We start from the raw sequence: 17453 nt of genomic DNA on the forward strand, positions 1-17453 counted from the left end.
TTTGCTTTGTGCTTTTTGAAATAGGGATCATTTGGCAAGCAGATATGGTCAACTGTCAAACTCCCTAAAACCATTAGATACGGCATTGTTAGAGTTTGGCTGTTTGAGGGGCATGTGAAAGAGGCAGAGCGACCTGTGTGTGCAAAGTCGGGTACGTGGCGCTCTGATAACCCTCAACCGGTATCAAGTAGAGAATAGTGGCTCACAGTTGCCTGTCCGGCTGGCTGCAGCGTTGAAAGCGTAGCCGATGGTAGGTCGGATTGATCGCCATTGTATGGCTACTCGCAGAGCTGCTTTAGTCGCCAATCTGTCAGTGTTCAGTCGATTTATTGTGCAGACTAAAAAAGCTGTTCTGTCTGTGAGTGTTTTGGGTTGTTTCTGCATGGCGAAAACAGCGCATTTATAACACCTGAGGCTGAAGCCGTTATTCGCAAAATTTATATGTCTCATCAATAAAATTGAGGTGACGGAATTTATGAAAAAAGAGTATTGAAATTCATATATTTACGAAAGCTGAAATTTTTATATACGGTCATTGTCATGCAACCTAAGATTGTTATGGCAAAATTTTGAGACGTAAGTTTTGCTTTTTGATCTTTTATAATGATGCGTATTTTGGCTCAGGCAGAAGCTGATATTCGGGCTAAACTGGCCTTGTTTTTCAGTGCAGTGCCGTTTTCAGTCTAAGATTTACAGAAAGCTGGAGCGGCTCAGGCAAGACAGTGCAATGCCGGAAGCTGTTGCAACATTCAGGCTGTCAAACTGGCGCGACATAGGAATACGCGCTGTCTGTAGTGAGGAGAGAAGATGGTTTGGTAATCCTTCGCCCTCTGTGCCCAGCAGTAGCGCTGTGCGACCGTTTACGGGCATATCGTAGAGTGATTGCGTGCTTTGCGGAGACAGGGCTATGAGGTTAACTCCGGCCTCTGCGACAGTCTTCACAATATCATCAATCTTGCCGGAATGGGCATATGGCACCTGCAAAGTAGCACCGACCGAAACCCGGATTGCTTTGCGATAGAGCGGATCACAGCAGGTTTCATCCAGCAGTACACATGCGGCCTCAAAGGCAGCAGCATTTCGAAAAATCGAGCCAATATTGTCATGATTGGATATGCCGCAAAGAATAAGCATCTGTGCGTCTTCTGGCAGATTATCAATTAATTCACTGATATTATTTGGATTTTTTCGAATGCCAACGGCAAGAATACCGCGATGAACGTGAAATCCGGCAATCTGATCCATATCTGCTGCGGAGACCGCATAGATGGGAGTATGTGCTGGACATATCGATAAAATATCCTGAAGGCCGGCCAGTTTATTTTCAGAAATAAGAAGAGATTCCGCTTCAAACTGTGCGGAATTAAGCAGAACGCGTAAAACAACTTTGCCTTCTGCGATAAAGCGAGACTGACGTCCTGTCAGATCTCTTTCTTTAATATTGAGATAAGCGCCGAGGCGCTTATCTTCTAAGTCATTGATAAATATTACGGAATTATTCACAGTCTGATCGTTCATCCGTTCAGTTAAGCGAATGCTTCCCGTCGTCTTTCACTGCGTTCCAGATAAAGACCGCCCAGTGTTGATAGTACCAGTTCAATATGCGGTGATGAAACAACGTAATAGATTGTCTGAGCATCGCGTCTTGTTGAAACAAGATTAAGCGCACGCAGCTTGGCAAGATGCTGAGACAATGCTGACTGACTTAAGTCAATTGCTTTCGCAAGACTTCCGACAGACATTTCATTGTGCAACAACTTACAAAGGATCAGCAATCTTTTGTTGTTTGCAAGCGCTGACAGAAAGTCAGCGGCCTGATCTGCATTATCAACAAGATTTGCGTATATGTTGTCATGTTTCATGTGCAGTCCTACCCCCGTATGACAGCAATTTTGATGATACGCTTATAAGAAAAATATCAGCGCACTATTACAACTACCAATAGAATTAATATTTGCAAGAATTATTTTAAAAGTCTCAGAATAATTACTCTTTCCGGCACTGGATCAGCGACCGGAAAAAACACCTTTAATTTTCAGTGCCGAGCATGTTCGAAAACGATAAAATGCCGTTTTCATTCGAAATGTGACTAAATTTGTATTATAAATAATTCTTAAACATAGGCCGGAAATATTTCCCCTGTGGAAATGCATGGCATCGGCATATAGTTTTTGTGAGAACACATTTCTGTGAATTACCGCTGGTGTTATTCATGAGCGGCCTTAAACCCATCCGCAGTAGCTTTTACTACAAGTAAATCACGACTGCGGACGGGAGAGGGACGAGAAGCTTTAACTTATTCCGGCTTATGCGGATGATGAAGCGCTTAATGAGCGTGTAAAATATCTTCCGGTTTCAAATGGAACGCTTTACCAAAGCCGCCATTCAGGCCGGCGCTTTCAATGTTGAGGCGGAAAATCACAAAATCGCCGAGGTCAATGTAGAGTTTAACTTTAGGACGCTTTTGCAAGAATAAATCGCGCAGACGCTGGTAGCCTTCGCGATCGCGCGTAAATTTCTCAGCCACACAAGCGAGTGTAATACGCGGATGTACCAGCGGATCGCCTTTATCTGCCGGTTCACCCAGCAAAAGTGAGCAGACAGGATTGGCGTCGAGCGCAGGTGTGTGGGTCGCAAGACCGGAGGCCAAAAGCAGGGGCGTATTATCTGTATCTGTGGTGATAGCGACACGGGTAACGCTCGGACGGCCGGAGGCGGGATCGAGCACGGCAAGCGATCCATAAGTCGCATCGGTCATCAGCCGTAAAGCCAGATCGCGTGCTTCATCGGTGGTCTGTTGAATAACATCTTTCTTTTCACTCATAATCCTGCCTCAAATTTCTATCTTATTGTGATCTGTCAATGACTTGCGTAACGCGGAGTACGCTTATGCGATTCTGGTCTTGCATCATGCAAAATGCTGCTGCATGGGCTATTAAAGCATAAAATCGTACCGTTATGCTCATGATTTTGAAACGGTTCAAATTACAAAATTTCTTTTAAATATCAAATATATGTTACTGTATGCTAATCGTTTAGAAGGGATTTAAATTTCAAGGCGTTGACCTAGACGTAAAATAAACTTGCCTTTTTACCACACACAATGCTTCTTTACCGTTCAGACTGCGACGTGAGGCGTTGCAGCTTGTTATCGGGTGGAGGCCTATAATGAAATTTCACACTAAACTTCTTGCTGCGACTGCGCTGACTGCTGCCATGATGGCCGGTTACTCAGGCGCCGCATCCGCCAAGACACTGGTTTATTGCTCGCCGGCATCGCCGGAGGGTTTTGATCCGGCACCTTATACTGGTGGTGATACTTTTGATGCGGCTGCGCATCCGGTTTATAACCGTCTTGTTGAGTTCGAAAATGGCACAACCAATGTTGAGCCAGGTCTCGCAGAGAAATGGGAAGTTTCCGAGGATGGTTTGGAATATACATTCCATCTGCGTCAGGGCGTAAAGTTCCAGACAACGGATTTCTTTACACCAACCCGCGAGTTTAATGCGGATGACGTGCTGTTCTCGTTTGATCGTCAGCGCAACAAAGATAATCCATGGCATGAATATACTGCAGGTATTTCCTACGAGTATTTTGACAGTATGGATATGGGCGTACTGATCAAAGACGTTGTTAAGGTCGACGATCACACAGTTAAATTTGTTCTGACCCGTCCTGAAGCACCGTTTATCGCTAATATTGCGATGCCGTTCGTTTCGATCATGTCGAAAGAGTACGCGGACAAGCTTGAAGCTGATGGCAAAAAAGAAAACCTGAACCAGTTCCCAGTGGGTACCGGTCCGTTTACTTTCGTTGCTTATCAGAAAGACGCGGTTATCCGTTATAAAGCTAATCCGGATTTCTGGGGTGAAAAACAGAAGATTGATGATCTGGTTTTCGCGATCACGACTGATGCTGCTGTGCGTGCACAGAAGCTGAAGGCTGGCGAATGTCACCTGATGTCCTATCCGGCTCCTGCCGATATTAAAGGCCTTCAGGAAGACAAAAACCTTAAAGTTGATCAACAGGCCGGTCTGAACGTTGCTTATCTGGCTTACAACACCTTGACCGCTCCGTTTGACAAGCCTGAAGTGCGTAAGGCACTCAATCAGGCTGTGAACAAGCAGGCAATTATTGATGCGGTGTTCCAGGGCTCTGGCCAGGTTGCTAAAAACCCGATTCCACCGACAATGTGGAGCTATAACAACGCCGTTGAAGACGACAAGTATGATCCGGACGCCGCTAAGAAGGCTCTCGAGGACGCTGGTGTTAAAGGCCTGAGCATGAAGCTCTGGGCGATGCCTGTTTCCCGTCCTTATATGCCGAATGCCCGCCGTACAGCGGAGCTTATTCAGGCTGATTGGGAAAAAGTTGGCGTTAAAGCAGAAATCGTATCCATGGAATGGGGCGAATATCTGAAAAAATCATCGGAAAAAGACCGTGATGGTGCTGTTATCATGGGCTGGACCGGTGACAATGGTGATCCGGACAACTTCCTCAGCGTCTTGCTGTCCTGCGTAGGTGTTGGCAACAACAACCGTGCGCAGTGGTGCTACAAGCCATTTGATGATCTGATCAACAAAGCGAAGATCACTTCGGATAAAGATGAACGTACCAAGCTTTATGAAGAAGCACAGGTAGAGTTCAAGAAACAGGCTCCTTGGAATACACTGGCACATTCCACTGTTTATGTGCCTATGTCCGCTAAGGTTACGGGCTTTAAGATGAGCCCGCTCGGTGATTACCGTTTCGACGGTGTTGATATTTCCGAGTAATATTTAAGGGAGAATGACCGGGCGCTGAGTGAAATATTTCAGCGCCCGGTCTTGCTATATTCATGATACGATTCATTTTAAGCAAAATTGCCTATCTGGTACCGACGTTTTTCGGCATCACTATTCTTGCTTTCGGTTTTGTGCGCGTTCTGCCGGGTGATCCGGTTCTGCTGATGGCGGGGGAGCGCGGCGTATCGCCGGAGCGACATGCGGAGCTGATGAAACAGTTCGGTTTTGACAGGCCGATGTGGCAACAATATCTGGACTATATCTGGAATTTGCTGCACGGCGATTTCGGCATGTCTATGGTCACCAAAAAACCGGTGATTACCGAATTTATGACCTTGTTTCCGGCGACAGTTGAGCTGGCGTCTTGTGCTATTCTTCTGGCTGTGCTGATCGGTATTCCGGCCGGTGTGATCGCCGCTGTCAAGCGCGGTTCCTGGTTTGATCAGACCTCCATGGGCGTTGCTCTTGTTGGCTATTCGATGCCAATTTTCTGGTGGGGCTTGCTGCTGATTATCCTGTTTTCAGGTATACTACAGTGGACACCGGTATCGGGGCGTATTTCGCTGATGTATTTCTTCCCTCCGGTTACAGGCTTCATGCTGATTGACAGCCTTTTATCCGGACAGAAAGGCGCGTTTGCCTCAGCAGTCTCGCATCTGATCTTGCCGACTGTTGTTCTGGCGACAATTCCGATGGCGGTGATTGCACGCCAGACCCGTTCGGCAATGCTGGAAGTGCTTGGTGAAGATTATGTTCGTACAGCACGAGCCAAAGGTCTCGGCCAGCGTCGCGTTATCGGTCTGCATGCGCTGCGCAATGCGTTGATACCGGTTGTGACCACGATTGGTTTGCAGGTCGGTGTTTCGCTTGGCGGTGCTATCCTGACTGAAACTATTTTCTCCTGGCCGGGGGTCGGCAAATGGATGATCGACAGTATTTTCCGTCGTGACTATCCGTCAGTTCAGGGCGGTTTGCTCCTGATCGCGATCCTTGTGATGGTTGTTAATCTGGTTGTTGATTTGCTTTACGGCCTGATCAACCCGCGCATCCGGCATAAGTGAGGTTTCCAATGAGTAATTCTACGCTACCAATGGAAAAGCCGGTTGATGTGTCGTTCCGACGCCAGCTTGCAGATTTCTGGTATTATTTCAGTGTTAACCGTGGTGCGGTTATCGGTCTGTTCGTCTTTGTAACACTGTTTCTAGTGGCTGTTTTGGCACCCTTGATTGCGCCGCATGATCCAACACAGCAATATCGAGATGCATTGCTAACCCCGCCGGTCTGGCAGGAGGGCGGCAAAGCTGCCTATCTTCTTGGTACCGATGCGGTTGGCCGCGATGTGTTGTCGCGACTGATTTATGGCTCGCAATATTCACTGTTTATCGGTCTGGTTGTGGTGGTGCTGTCGCTGGTTTCCGGTGTGACGGTCGGCCTGGTTGCCGGTTTCTTCGGCGGTGTGGTTGATACAGTCATTATGCGCGTGATGGATATCATTCTGTCCTTTCCGTCGCTTATTCTTGCGCTGGTTCTGGTGGCTATTCTCGGGCCTGGCCTGATGAATGCGATGATCGCGATTGCTTTGGTGTTGCAACCGCATTTTGCACGTCTGACCCGTGCAGCCGTTATGGCAGAAAAGAACCGTGAATATGTGATTGCGGCCCGACTGGCTGGTGCCAGTCGCCTGCGTTTGATGTTCAAAACCATTCTGCCGAATTGCATGGCACCGCTGATTGTGCAGGGCACTTTGTCCTTCTCTAATGCGATCCTTGATGCAGCAGCTTTGGGCTTCCTCGGTATGGGCGCACAGCCGCCGACACCGGAATGGGGTACAATGCTTGCGGAAGCGCGTGAATTTATCACTCGTGCATGGTGGGTTGTGACTTTCCCGGGTCTTGCCATTCTGATTACTGTTCTTGCCATTAATCTGGTGGGTGACGGTATGCGCGATGCGCTTGATCCAAAACTGAAGAGGAGCTGAAAATGGCTCTTTTGGAAATTAAAAACCTTACGGTTGCCTTTGATACATCAACCGGTGCTTTCAAAGCGGTAGACGGCATCGATATTTCTGTCGATGCAGGTGAAGTGCTGGCAATCGTTGGTGAATCCGGTTCCGGAAAATCAGTTGGCATGCTGGCAGTGATGGGGCTGTTGCCTAAAACGGCGACCGTTACTGCTGATAAGATGGAGTTTGATGGTCGTGACCTGCTCAACATGAGCGATAAAGACCGTCGGGCTATTATCGGTCGCGAAATTTCGATGATTTTTCAGGAGCCGATTGCCAGTCTCAATCCGTGCTTCACCGTTGGTTTTCAGCTTGAGGAAGTTTTGCGCTTCCATCTTGGAATGGGCAAAGCGCAGCGCCGTGCCCGCGCCATTGAATTGCTGGAGCTGGTCGGTATCCGCGATGCGGGAGATCGTCTCGGCAGCTATCCGCATCAGATGTCCGGCGGCCAATGCCAGCGTGTGATGATTGCAATTGCGATTGCCTGCAATCCGAAGCTGCTGATTGCAGATGAGCCAACGACAGCGCTTGATGTGACCATTCAGAAGCAGATTCTCGATCTGCTGATGCGGTTGCAGGAAGAACACGGTATGGGACTGCTGATGATTACCCATGATATGGGTGTTGTGGCGGAAACCGCAGATCGTGTGATCGTGCAGTATAAAGGCCATAAAATGGAAGATGCGGATGTTCTCTCGCTGTTTGAGAACCCGCAAAATCCCTATACCAAAGCGCTGCTTTCAGCCTTGCCGGAAAATGCAACCGGTGACCGTTTGCCAACGGTTTCGGATTTTGTTTTGCAGAATGCCGCACCGTCAGGAGCTGCCCTATGAGTGAGATCGTTCTTGAAGCCCGTAATATCGTGCGGGATTATCACAGTGGCGGTGGTTTGTTTTCCAAAGCAAAGACTGTCCATGCGGTGAAGAATGTCAGCTTTTCGGTTGAGAAGGGCAAGACGCTGGCGATTGTTGGTGAGAGCGGTTGCGGCAAGTCAACGCTTGCCCGCATCCTGACTTTGATTGATCCGCAGACATCCGGTGAATTGCTGATCGACGGGCATCCGGTCAATATTGCGACTGATGGCCTGACTCGTGAAATGCGCCAGCGCGTGCAGATCGTGTTTCAGAACCCTTATGGTTCGCTCAATCCACGTCAAAAAATTGGTGACGTGCTGGCTGAACCGCTTTTGCTGAATACCAATATGTCAGCAAAAGAGCGTCAGGAAAAAGCGATGCAGATGTTGCTCAAGGTCGGTCTTGGCCGTGAGCATTTCAATCGGTATCCGCATATGTTCTCCGGTGGTCAGCGTCAGCGCATTGCAATTGCCCGTGCTTTGATGCTCAGCCCGCGTTTGCTGGTGCTGGACGAGCCGGTATCGGCGCTTGATTTGTCGGTACAGGCGCAGGTGCTCAATCTTCTTGCTGATTTGCAGGAAGAGTTTGATCTGACCTATGTCTTCATCAGTCATGATCTGTCCGTGGTGCGTTATATCGCTGATGAAGTGATGGTGATGTATTACGGTGAGGTGGTTGAATACGGCACGCGTGATGAAGTGTTTAATCATCCGCGCCACGACTATACCAAGAAGCTGTTTGCGGCCACACCACGCTCGGATGTTGAAAGCATTCGTCAGCGTGTTGCAGAACGTGCGAAAAAACGCTCTGCTGCTTAGAGCGCATCCCGAAAAGTGTGAAACGGTTTTCGGATAAGATGCGCGTTAAAGCAAATGATTAGAGCGCTAATCTGATCCAATCAGATCGAAATGTGCTCTAATAAAGCTGATTAGAAAATAGAAACGCCGCGCTGATTGCTCAGCGCGGCGTTTTTATTGAAGTTTAAGATTTATCTCTGATGGCGGGTAAGGCTCCGCACTACGTCATCTGCAGAGATTTTGCCGACAATTGCGCCATTATGCACCACGCCGACATCACCATTATTACGCACCATCGCCTGCATAATATCCTGAATAGGTGTGTCTGGCTTGGCGGTCGCCGCAAAAGGACGCGGCGGTGCACTGCGGTCAAGTGCTGACATAATATCGGCTGCCAGCAGAACGCTGAGCGGATTCATATTCGCGACGAAATCGGCGACATAGTCATTGGCTGGTTTGCTGAGAATATCCTGACCATTGCCGCACTGAATGATACGGCCACCTTCCATGATTGCGATGCGGTTGCCGAGCTTCATCGCTTCATCCAGATCATGGCTGACAAAAACGATAGTCTTTTTCAGATGGTCCTGCAAATGCAGCAATTCATCCTGCAAACGTGCGCGGATCAGCGGATCAAGAGCGGAAAAGGGCTCGTCCATCAATAGGATTGGTGCGCCGGTGGCAAAGGCTCGGGCAAGGCCGACACGCTGCTGCATGCCGCCGGAGAGTTCACCGACTTTGCGTGTTGCCCAGTCCTGTAAACCAACGAGTTCCAACTGATGCGCGACTGCCTCTGTGCGGTTCTGCTTTTTAAGGCCTGCAATTTCCAAGCCGAAGCCGACATTATCGGCCACCGTGCGCCATGGCAGCAGGCCGAATTGCTGGAACACCATTGAGATCAGATGGGTACGCAGATAGCGCAAATCTTTCGCGCCGGCATCTGTGACATTAAAGGCCTGATTGTCGTGATAGACAGTGACACAGCCACGGCTGATCGGAGTGAGGCGGTTGATGGCACGGAGCAGCGTGGATTTGCCGGAGCCGGACAGCCCCATCAGAACGAGCAGCTCGCCCTCACGAATATCCAGTGAACAATTATGAACGCCAAGGATATGTCCGGTTTCTTCCTGAATTTCCGTGCGGCTAAAGCCCTGATCGGCAAGATCAAGCGCGCGATCTGTCTTATTGCCAAAAACAATACTGATATTTTGAAGGCTGATTGAAGCCATGATTATTTTTCCCTGCCCGGACGGAAGATGCGGTCGAGAATAATAGCGACAACAACAATGACTAATCCGGCTTCAAAGCCAAGCGCGGTATTCACGGAGTTCAATGCGCGCACAACCGGCACGCCAAGGCCATTGGCACCGACAAGCGCAGCAATCACCACCATCGACAAAGACAACATGATGGTCTGGGTGAGGCCTGCCAGAATTTGCGGCATGGCATAGGGCAGCTCAATCTTCCAGAGCAATTGCCGACGGGATGCGCCAAAAGCCTCACCGGCTTCTTTCAGGTGGGCAGGTGTTGAAGAAATACCGAGATGGGTCAGGCGTACAGGAGCAGGCAGCACGAAAATTGCTGTGGCCAGCAGCCCCGGCACCATACCAATGCCGAAAAACACAATCGCCGGAATAAGATAGACAAAGGTTGGCAAGGTCTGCATCAGATCGAGGATCGGGCGAATAGTTGCATAAAGCTTTGGCCGGTGCGCAGTCGCAATGCCGATTGGCACGCCGAGCGCCATACAAATGAAGCAGGCCGAGAGAACCAGCGTTAATGTTTCCAGTGTCTGATCCCAGTAGCCCTGATTGAGAACGAAGAGAAAGCCGAGAATGGTCAGGACTACAGTTGAGATTTTGCGCTGCAAACCCCATGCAATCGCTGCAAAAATCGCAATCAATATAAACGGATGAGGAAATCTAAGTGCCGTCAATAGGCCATCAATCAGTGTCTGCATAATGGCGGCAAAGCCGTCAAACAGCCAGCCAAGATTGTCAGTTAACCAGGTGACAGCGTTTTTTGCCGTGCGCCCGACGGGAATTTTTTGTGATGTCAGCCAGTCCAAAAGTCAGGCCCCCGTTTCCTGTCAGTTTATTTCGAAATATTTTGCGTGCCGAAAGGCGTTGCAAATCTGAAACAGCTGTCCTGAGGGTCAGGACAGCTGCTTTTCTTCAAATATTAAAGACCGAAAGCTGCTTTCACTGTTGCCAGTCCGTCTTTACCATCCACTGTGGTGACGTCTTTCAGCCAAGGGCTGAGCGCGTCCGGATTGGCTTTGATCCATGCGGTCGCTGCTTTTGCCGGATCCTCACCATCATCGAGAATTTGACCCATGATCTGGTTTTCCATTTCAAGGGTGAATTCGAGATTGGTAAGGAATTTACCGACATTCGGGCATTGCTCTGTATAGCCGTTCCAAACATTGGTTTCGACTTTTGCACCACCGAGGTTCGGACCAAAGAACTCATCGCCACCTTCGAGATAACGCATATCAAAGCGCGAATTCATCGGATGCGGTTCCCAGCCTAAGAAGACTACAGGCTTTTTGGCTTTAATATCTTTGGCGACCTGTGCCAGCATGCCTTGTTCTGAGGATTCGGCAAGATCGAAACCTTTAAGGTCAAATGCGCCTTTGGTGATCATGTCAAGGATCAGGCGATTGCCGTCATTGCCTGGCTCAATGCCGTAGATTTTATTGCCGAGTTTGTCTTTGAACTTGGCAATATCGGCGAAGCTTTTCAGGCCTTCATCATAGGCAAATGCAGGGACTGCCAATGTATATTTGGCGCCGGTCAGATTAGTGCGCAGGGTAATGACAGTTTTATCATCAAGATAAGGTTGCAAATCCGCGGCCATAGACGGGTTCCAGAAACCGAGGAACACATCAATGTCTTTCTTGCTCAGTGATGCATAGGTCACCGGAACGGACAGAATTTTGATGTCGGTTTTATAGCCAAGGGTTTTGAGAATTTCTGTTGTGACGGCAGTGGTCGAGGTAATATCTGTCCAACCGACATCAGAGAAACGGATGGTTGAGCAGGCTTCAGGCTCCGCAGCCATTGTACCGGAGCTGCCGGCGAAAAGTGCAGCGCAGGTAAGCGCCAGAGCTGCTGCCCGATTTTTCGTTATCGACAGTTTGGTTGGGTACAGATGTGTTGCTGACAGGAAATGCATGAATCTCTCCATTGACCGGATTATATTTATTTATGCAGAGCATTTCCGCTTCCCCGAAACTGCTCTGTTGTTGATTTTATGCAGTTTGAACAGAAAACCGCAGCACAATTTTGCGCGACATGTTCCGGCCCCTCAAGGTTAAACAAGCATCAAAGTCCGGAGTCTTCAAGCTGTTTTGTTCCTCTAGAATCCGCAAACACGACAATTAAAGTCGGAATGAGGCAGGCTAAAAATAATATGCAGTAATTTCAAGGCTAAAGCTGAAAATTAAATTCAGAATCACCATTGAATGCCGGATGTCCCGTTTTATATCCCGATAAGAATACCTAAATTGACGGTAAGGATGCGGCTTCAAAACACTTTCTGTCTGTAGTGACGTTTCAGTGTTTAACGACATCTGCTTGAATATGCGCATCATGATTTAAAAATCCGGTGCTGTTGCGTATTTCTGTGAAACTATGCAAGGGTTTACGGGAAAAATGTTTTGTCCGGTTTCAGGCTGATCAGCATGCCGGATATGAGCTGAAATAAAGGACGAGGCTGTGAGGATCATCGGAAATATCTTTGCTTTTATAGGGCGTATGATTGCAGCATTGCTGCGCCTGATCGCTGTGCCGCTCGCCGCGCTCTGGCGCGTTTTTCGCCGTTTGAGTGTCTTGTGGAAAACCATTGTCGCGGTGGTCGTTATCGGCTGGGCGGGCCTCTATGGCTACTTCATGATTCAGACACAGGTCTGGACAAATTTTGATCCGGACTATCCGGCCAAATATGCCTATCAAAACGCTGTTACGCCGGGTGAGGCGGTTGATCCTGCCAAAAATATTATGCCGCTGACTACGCCGGAGCCTGCAAAAGAGCTAGTTGATACAACTGCTGTGCCTGCTGACACAACTAAGGATACTGCAGAAAATGCTCCGGCAAATCCGGAAAACACAGAGCAACAGCCAGCGCCGCAAAGTGCATTTTCGCAGTCTTCGAAGCCACGGGTTTGTGCGCCGTCTGCCTTGGCTGAGGTAACGGCAGAATTGACAGATTTCAACGTCAATCAGAATGCGTGGATTTCATCCATGCTGTTTTATAAAGTCGGCTTCTTCGGGATGGATTGGGACAGGACGCCGTTTCTGGATAATAAAGCATCTTTCCAGCGCGGTGTGCATTCGGCTGTCCGTCGTACCACGATTGAGCTGGTGGATTCCCTTGGGCGTCTGCGCGGAACATCGCAGATTGACGGCGACTTGCAGAAAGCGCGCGGAAATATGCAGTTCCGTGAAGATACATGGTATTTCGGCCTGAGCCCGTTTGGCCCTAAAACACCGACACCAAGCTATTATCGTTCTGCAATCAAGGAACTGCGCTCGTTCAATGCGCGTCTTGAGAATTGCGAAGCGACCTTTGATGCGCGTGCGGATAATCTCATCCAATATGTTGACCGTATTGCCAGTGATCTTGGTTCGACCTCGGCTATTCTGAAAGACCGCTCAGACAATTATCATGCAGGCTGGTTTGATACCCGTGCGGATGATCGTTTCTGGTTCGCCTATGGCCAACTCTATGCCTATTATGGTTTGATCCGTGCAACGCATTCTGATTTTAAAGCTGTTCTGGCAGAAAAACATCTGGATGGTCTGTGGGATACAATGGAGCAGCAACTGCGTTCCGCATTGGATATGCAGCCGGTGATTGTTTCCAATGGGCGTCAGGACGCATGGTTTACGCCTTCGCATCTGACAACGATGGGTTTCCACATCCTGCGTGTACGTTCCAATCTGGTGGATATCCGTCAGGTTCTGGAGCGCTGATTATCAGAGCAGCTATGTTTTAAATCACTCTGCCGCATGCTAGAGCGGTTCCTGTTTAATGGAACCGCTCTAGCATGCGGCAGAGTTTTTTATCAGGATGAGACTATGGAATTACCGGCTGCATTGAGACAGGCTGTGGATGCACAATTGCAGGGCGTTGCACTGGCTGATTTGCAGCGTGCGTCGGCTGTTTTGAGCCGTCGTTATCGTGCTGAAACCCGTGACGGTAAGTGGCACTTATCTGACGAACTGGCAGCATATGCTTATCTGGCGGCACGTTTGCCTGCGACTTTTGCCGCTGTCACCTCTGCTTTGCAGGAAACTGCGCATATATGTGATGCGTTTTCTCCGCGTACTCATTTGGATATTGGCGCAGGGCCGGGAACAGCGCTTTGGGCTGCATCTGATGTCTGGCCGGAGATCGAACAATCCCGTTTGCTGGAGGGCAGCAGTGCTATCCGCACAGTGGGCGAGAAGCTTTCAGCCCATGCGCCGGTTGCGGATGTGCAATGGGTGGCAGCCGATGTCACAACAGGTTTGAAAAATGCAACCGCTTCGGATCTGGTGACGCTTGCCTATGTGCTGGATGAGCTGAATGAAGCGGCGCGTCAGAAGTTGCTTGTGCAATTGTGGAACCTGACACAAGGCGTGTTTGTGATTGTCGAACCCGGTACACCAGCTGGCTGGCAACGTATTCTTGCTGCGCGTAGCCAATTGCTGGCTTTGGGTGCGCATGTTGCTGCACCTTGTACACATAGTTTGTCTTGTGCGGTACAGGCGCCTGACTGGTGTCATTTTTCGCGGCGCGTTGCGCGAACCAAAATCCACCGCATGACCAAAGAGGCGGATGTGCCGTGGGAAGATGAGAAATTCAGCTATCTGGCGGTATCGCGTCAACCGGTTACTCTTGGCGGACAACGCGTATTGATGCAGCCGAAAATCGGTGGTGGTAAAGTCACTGCCAAGCTCTGCCATACGGATGGTACTGTTGCGGAACAGCTGATTACCAAGCGCGATAAAACCTTATTCGCGCAGGCGCGACGTGCCGATTGGGGCGATCTGATCGGAGCAGAGTAAAAGTTGAGATACAAAAAAAGCCCGCTGAAAGCGGGCTTTTTAAGTGAAGGATTAGAAGCGGTAGGTGATACCTGTACCGATCAGCCATGGGTCAAGTTTCGCTTTGCCGCTCATTTCTGTGCCGCCGACAGTTACGTCGAAGTTCGGACGCAGATAGAGCTTTTTAACGTCAAAGTTGAAGCCCCAATGATCGTCGATCATATAGTCGAAACCAACTTGAAGCGCGCCGCCAAAAGTGTTCTTAATCTTCAGATAATCGGTATCGTGGTTCTTCTGATTATAGAAGAAGGTGTAGTTCACACCGGCACCGATATATGGCTTGAAAGCGCCAAAATCAGTGAAATGATATTGCAGGGTCAGGGTTGGTGGCAGCAGCCATGTTTTACCTACATCCAAGCCATCAATAGCGCCTTTGCCGGTAATGTTGGAATAGGTTGTGCCGAGGATCAGTTCAGCCGCAATATTGTTGGTGAAGTAGTAGGAAATATCGAGTTCCGGAACCACAGTATTGGATGATTTCAGACCCGAACCCGGTACCTGATCCACATGGCCTTTATTTTCTGTGATTACACCGAGTGCACGAACGCGAACCTGCCATGGACTCAGTGCAACCGGAAATGCCTCTGTAACCTGTGGTTCTACCGGTGCGACAACGGCATCGGCAGCCAGAACCGGCTGCACTGCAAGAGCAGTAAGTGCTGTTGCGGCCAGAAGGGCGCATGTGTGGCGGTTTGCCGGAAATAATGCCATGTCAGATATCCTCAAAGCTCAGAGATGCACAGGTTAAATTAAGTTGTGCTTATGAATGCATGTAAGATGACAGGCAGCAAGGAGCTCTCCATTGATTGAAATCAATGAAGCATAGCAAAACACCGCATTACATATTGATTGTAATGCGGTGTGATAAAATTAACACGCCGATGAGTGCGTTCTTTTATAATCATTCATAATAATTTTATGTATATAACACTCTTTTCAAGTGCTTTTTACTGAATGAATCAAGTTATAATCAGTTCAATATTTTAAAATCGATTGCGATTATGCGGTTCATTATAGTCTAGTTGAGGGCCAAGCGGTACAACGCCGGTTGGATTGATGGTTTTATGGCTCATGTAATAATGATTTTTAATATGAGCGAAGTTAACCGTGCCGGATATACCTTCCATCTGATAAAGTTCACGCACATAGTTTGAGATATTCGGATAGTCGGCAATACGCGCTTTATTGCATTTAAAGTGCCCGACATAGACCGGATCAAAACGGATCAGCGTGGTGAACAGACGCCAGTCTGCTTCTGTCAGGCGGGTGCCTGCCAGATAGCGCTGTTTGCTGAGAATATCTTCAATCTTATCCAGAGCATCAAACACATTATTATAAGCTTCTTCATAGGCATCCTGTGCAGTGGCAAAGCCTGCACGGTAAACGCCGTTATTGATATTCGGATAGACGAACTCATTGAGGGCATCAATTTCACTGCGCAGTTCTTCCGGATAAAAATCTAACGATGCATCGCCGAATTCATTGAAAGCCGTATTGAGCATACGGATGATCTCGGCGGATTCATTGGAGACTATCGTCTGCTGCTGCTTGTCCCATAAAACAGGCACAGTCACGCGGCCGGAATAATGCGGATCGGCGCGGGTATAAATTTCATAAAGGCGTTTCGCGCCATAGAGATGATCCGGTGTTGCGCCGTCTTTACCGGTGAGTGTCCAGCCTTCTTCCGCCATCAGGTAATCAACAACAGAAACGCTGATGACATCTTCCAGCTTTTTCAAGGCGCGGAAAATCAATGTGCGGTGTGCCCACGGACAGGCGAGGGATACATAAAGATGATAGCGTCCGGCTTCAGCTTTAAAACCGCCGGTACCGCTAGGGCCTGCGCTGCCATCCGCTGTAATCCAGTTGCGAAATTGTGATGCGGAACGGACAAATCGGCCATCATTGGCCTTGGTATCATACCATTGGTCGTGCCATTTTCCGTCAACTAAAAGACCCATGAGACTATCCTTTATAGTGGCCGCTCTGAGCCGGATTATTCAACGGCAGCGGCATAAAACCTAAACCTTAATGTAGTGCAAAATATCGAAATGTCTTGTCTGATCTGGCAGTTTTTGCGGAACACGCTGTCCTGAAAACAGGACGATACTTGCATTGCTGCATTTTTCATTGGGGCTCTTTACGATGAAAAAGAATGATGCTAAGCAAACATATCCGCATCAGTTTGCGGCTATTCACCTTTCAGGAGAACGGAATTGACAGGTCTGCAGTTCATCCGACGATGAGATTGTAAACGGTGCGCGGCACCGGTGGAACCCTGTTTGCGTTTATACGCCCTTTGATGGCGACCGAAGAACGCGAAAATTCTGAATACAAAATCTCTGAAATTGTGATGTGCCATGTTGCAGACTGATCTGACTTATACGCAGGAAACCTGCGTCCACGATGCGGAAATCGAAGAAATCAATGAACTTGCTTTTGGTCCGGGCAGATTTGTCCGTGCGGCGGCACGTATCCGCGAGGGTGGGGCGCATGATCGCGATTTGTCTTTCGTGGCGCTTCATGGCGGCCGGATTATCGGATCAATCAGAATGACACCGATTGCAATCGGCACGACACCAGCTTTGTTGCTGGGGCCGTTGGTTGTGCGCGATGGCTGGAAAAGCCGCGGTATTGGCCGGATTTTGATGAACCAGTCGATGGAAGCCTCGGCACAAGCCGGACACCGGCTGAGCCTGTTGGTTGGCGACGCACCTTATTACAATGCGTTTGGCTTTGTGAAAGTGGATGCCAATAAAGTTATAATGCCGGCACCAGTTAATCCTGAAAGATTGCTGGCTTGTGTCCTGCCCGGAGCAGAGCATTTGTCGGGCCCTGAACTGCATGAACTTGCAGGGCGGGTAAAGCATCTCAATCAGCTTTCATCTTAAAAATAAGGCGGTTTCAGTGATCTGAAACCGCC

The 17453-nt window shown here is 48.9% G+C and carries 16 protein-coding genes; 8 read left to right on the forward strand and 8 right to left on the reverse strand.

The annotated features are described in order from the left end of the window. Positions 1-690: 690 nt before the first annotated feature. The 3 genes from QUF18_RS08040 to QUF18_RS08050 all read right to left on the reverse strand — a co-directional run bounded on the left by QUF18_RS08040 (position 691) and on the right by QUF18_RS08050 (position 2824). Positions 691-1518, reverse strand: coding sequence for a TrmH family RNA methyltransferase (locus QUF18_RS08040; protein ID WP_289386545.1), 828 nt, complete (start codon positions 1516-1518; stop codon positions 691-693). Between the two features lie 8 nt (positions 1519-1526). Next, positions 1527-1862 carry an ArsR/SmtB family transcription factor gene (locus QUF18_RS08045; protein ID WP_113944628.1) on the reverse strand — a complete coding sequence of 112 codons (336 nt, stop codon included), beginning with the start codon at positions 1860-1862 and terminating at the stop codon, positions 1527-1529. Between the two features lie 464 nt (positions 1863-2326). Next, on the reverse strand, positions 2327-2824 hold the full coding sequence (locus QUF18_RS08050; protein WP_289386546.1) for a HugZ family pyridoxamine 5'-phosphate oxidase: 498 nt from the start codon (positions 2822-2824) through the stop codon (positions 2327-2329). Positions 2825-3168: 344 nt separating this feature from the next. On the opposite strand from QUF18_RS08050, the gene QUF18_RS08055 reads away from it, so the two are divergent. From QUF18_RS08055 to QUF18_RS08075, 5 genes are all read left to right on the forward strand, one after another. After that, the gene (locus QUF18_RS08055; RefSeq protein ID WP_289386547.1) at positions 3169-4776 is read left to right on the forward strand and encodes an ABC transporter substrate-binding protein; all 1608 of its coding nucleotides are present in this window, start codon (positions 3169-3171) and stop codon (positions 4774-4776) included. Between the two features lie 62 nt (positions 4777-4838). Then, positions 4839-5846, forward strand: coding sequence for an ABC transporter permease subunit (locus tag QUF18_RS08060; protein WP_289386548.1), 1008 nt, complete (start codon positions 4839-4841; stop codon positions 5844-5846). A gap of 8 nt (positions 5847-5854) precedes the next feature. Beyond that, entirely contained in the window at positions 5855-6763 is a 909-nt protein-coding gene (locus tag QUF18_RS08065; protein ID WP_289386549.1) for an ABC transporter permease subunit, read from the forward strand. A gap of 2 nt (positions 6764-6765) precedes the next feature. Continuing rightward, positions 6766-7620, forward strand: a complete 855-nt coding sequence (locus QUF18_RS08070) for an ABC transporter ATP-binding protein (RefSeq protein WP_289386550.1) — start codon at positions 6766-6768, stop codon at positions 7618-7620. Further along, a complete protein-coding gene (locus QUF18_RS08075; protein WP_289386551.1) occupies positions 7617-8459 on the forward strand; it encodes a dipeptide ABC transporter ATP-binding protein in 843 nt (280 codons plus the stop codon). Before QUF18_RS08070 ends, QUF18_RS08075 begins: the two co-directional genes overlap by 4 nt. A 170-nt stretch (positions 8460-8629) precedes the next feature. Here QUF18_RS08075 and choV read toward each other — a convergent pair whose 3' ends face one another. The 3 genes from choV to QUF18_RS08090 form a co-directional block, all read right to left on the reverse strand. After that, positions 8630-9667, reverse strand: a complete 1038-nt coding sequence (gene choV / locus QUF18_RS08080; protein ID WP_289386552.1) for a choline ABC transporter ATP-binding protein — start codon at positions 9665-9667, stop codon at positions 8630-8632. A gap of 2 nt (positions 9668-9669) precedes the next feature. Then, positions 9670-10506 carry a choline ABC transporter permease subunit gene (gene choW, locus QUF18_RS08085; RefSeq protein WP_289386553.1) on the reverse strand — a complete coding sequence of 279 codons (837 nt, stop codon included), beginning with the start codon at positions 10504-10506 and terminating at the stop codon, positions 9670-9672. Between the two features lie 113 nt (positions 10507-10619). Beyond that, positions 10620-11501: a choline ABC transporter substrate-binding protein gene (locus tag QUF18_RS08090; protein WP_289386794.1), complete on the reverse strand. Its 882-nt coding sequence runs from the start codon at positions 11499-11501 to the stop codon at positions 10620-10622. A 695-nt stretch (positions 11502-12196) separates the two neighbouring features. On the opposite strand from QUF18_RS08090, the gene QUF18_RS08095 reads away from it, so the two are divergent. Both QUF18_RS08095 and QUF18_RS08100 read left to right on the forward strand, forming a co-directional pair. Next, positions 12197-13414, forward strand: a complete 1218-nt coding sequence (locus QUF18_RS08095) for a DUF2333 family protein (RefSeq protein ID WP_289386795.1) — start codon at positions 12197-12199, stop codon at positions 13412-13414. A gap of 105 nt (positions 13415-13519) precedes the next feature. Then, positions 13520-14491, forward strand: a complete 972-nt coding sequence (locus tag QUF18_RS08100) for a small ribosomal subunit Rsm22 family protein (RefSeq protein WP_289386554.1) — start codon at positions 13520-13522, stop codon at positions 14489-14491. A 51-nt stretch (positions 14492-14542) separates the two neighbouring features. Here the strand turns inward: QUF18_RS08100 and QUF18_RS08105 are convergent, their stop codons facing one another. Both QUF18_RS08105 and QUF18_RS08110 read right to left on the reverse strand, forming a co-directional pair. Continuing rightward, the gene (locus QUF18_RS08105) at positions 14543-15241 is read right to left on the reverse strand and encodes an OmpW/AlkL family protein (protein WP_289386555.1); all 699 of its coding nucleotides are present in this window, start codon (positions 15239-15241) and stop codon (positions 14543-14545) included. A 272-nt stretch (positions 15242-15513) separates the two neighbouring features. Further along, positions 15514-16491, reverse strand: a complete 978-nt coding sequence (locus QUF18_RS08110; protein WP_289386556.1) for a glutathione S-transferase family protein — start codon at positions 16489-16491, stop codon at positions 15514-15516. A gap of 399 nt (positions 16492-16890) precedes the next feature. Here QUF18_RS08110 and QUF18_RS08115 point away from each other — a divergent pair, with 399 nt between their 5' ends. Continuing rightward, the gene (locus QUF18_RS08115) at positions 16891-17421 is read left to right on the forward strand and encodes a GNAT family N-acetyltransferase (protein ID WP_289386557.1); all 531 of its coding nucleotides are present in this window, start codon (positions 16891-16893) and stop codon (positions 17419-17421) included. Positions 17422-17453 lie beyond the last annotated feature (32 nt).

The sequence above is a fragment of the Pseudochrobactrum kiredjianiae genome, assembly GCF_030362795.1.
Taxonomy (GTDB): Bacteria; Pseudomonadota; Alphaproteobacteria; order Rhizobiales; family Rhizobiaceae; genus Pseudochrobactrum; species Pseudochrobactrum kiredjianiae.